Source organism: Mycobacterium sp. 1245852.3 (assembly GCF_001669335.1).
Classification (GTDB): domain Bacteria; phylum Actinomycetota; class Actinomycetes; order Mycobacteriales; family Mycobacteriaceae; genus Mycobacterium; species Mycobacterium europaeum_A.
This window is the reverse complement of sequence record NZ_LZLL01000221.1, coordinates 1-1,463: the sequence shown is the minus strand read 5'-3', so window position 1 is coordinate 1,463 and position 1,463 is coordinate 1. Positions and strand designations below refer to the sequence as shown.

Genomic DNA, 1,463 nt, shown 5'->3' with positions numbered 1-1,463 from the left:
CTCCGGCTCCCGCGGCGGCGGCTCCGGCACCCGTGCCGGTGCCGGAGGCTCCCGCTCCGGTGCCGGTGGCTCCGCCGCCCCCTCCGCCCGCGGTGGCGCCTATCCCGGTGCCCATCCCGCTGCCGATCCCGGGCCTTGGCGGGCCGGGCTTTGGTGGACCCCCCGGAGGCGGCTTCGGTCCGCACGGCGGCGGTGACGACGTTCGTGCCGACGTCGGGCCGCTGGTCCGCGGGCGGCCGATTCCCGAAGATCAGTGCCAGCGTCAACGCCGCGACGCCGCCGAGGAACACCGCCGCGACGGCGGCGATGGTCAGGATCGACTTGCGGCTGCGGCGCTGCTGCGCCGGGGTGCCCGAGAGCCGGTGGGCGTCGGAGGCCGGGTCGTCCTCGGCGCTGTAGGCGAGCTCGGCCGCCGCGGCCGAGGCGGTCTGCGTGGCGCTCATCGCGACCGTTCGCGGCGCGCCCAGCTTCGCGTTCGCCGCGGCCAGCGAGGCGCCGCGCGCCAGGGCCATCTCGGGTTCCTCGGGCGTCGTCACCGACAGGGCGGTCGCCGCCTCGAGCGTGGGTTTGATGGAGGGAATGTCGACCTCCGAGCCGACCAGGAACAACCCGTCGGGCCGCGCGCTCATCGACTCGGCGTCCGAGACCATCGCGGCGAGTTTCGCTAGTGCGGCGTCGTCGTCGCCGGGCAGCGGGTGCCGATGCACGTCGGTGACCGTCCCGTGCGAGGTGTCGACGACAGCCAGGGTCGCGCTGTCCGGTTCGACGAGCAGCAGCGCCGTGCGGGCCCAGTTGGTCGCGCTGCCCATGGCCTGCGCCAGCGCTGCGGCGGCCATGACCGCCGAGACCAGCATGACGTTCTCGATCTTGCGCGCGGCCAACGCGTCTCGCAGTGCCGCCGCCTTGACGGGGTCGGTCCAGCTCACTCCGCTGGACTTGAGCCGATACCCGCCTTGGGCCGCGCTGTCCCGGGTTCCGAGAATGGCCGCGACGACGTGATTAGCTGCGGCGATGGGGGTTTCGTGGCCGGCGACATCGAAACCGTCCTGATCGACCGTCACCCCGCTCGCGGCTTCGCCTTCGACGAGCACCATGCGGACGGTCTCAGGTGCCATAGACACGCCAAGTACGACGTCCACCACTCCTCCACATCGTCCGAAATTGGTAGCCCTGCCCAGATCCGCCACCCTAGCGCGCCGGGTTCGGCCCGCCCGGGAACCGCGAGGGCGCTATCGGTGGCCGAAGCCGTGACCACCGCCGAAGCCGTGGCCGCCAAACCCGTGACCACCACCGAATCCGTGACCCCCGAAGGGTCCGTGGCCGCCGAAGGGTCCGTGGCCGAAGGGTCCGTGACCGCCGAACGGGCCGTGACCGAACGGGCCCTGACCGCCGAGGGGCCCGTGACCGCCGCCCAGTCCGGGTACCGGCAGGCGGGGCGGCGGAACGAACACCGGCGGGGGCAG

The 1,463-nt window shown here is 73.5% G+C and carries 1 protein-coding gene and 1 pseudogene; one reads left to right on the top strand and one right to left on the bottom strand.

What is annotated here, in order from left to right; all coding sequences use genetic code 11:
- Positions 1 to 1,139 (bottom strand): annotated as a pseudogene (locus A9W96_RS09855) (hypothetical protein); the annotation flags it as partial.
- A 96-nt stretch (positions 1,140 to 1,235) separates the two neighbouring features.
- Between A9W96_RS09855 and A9W96_RS31345 the strand changes: the two are divergent.
- Positions 1,236 to 1,463 (top strand): hypothetical protein (locus A9W96_RS31345; protein WP_156765183.1); only part of this gene is annotated, 228 nt, incomplete at its 3' end.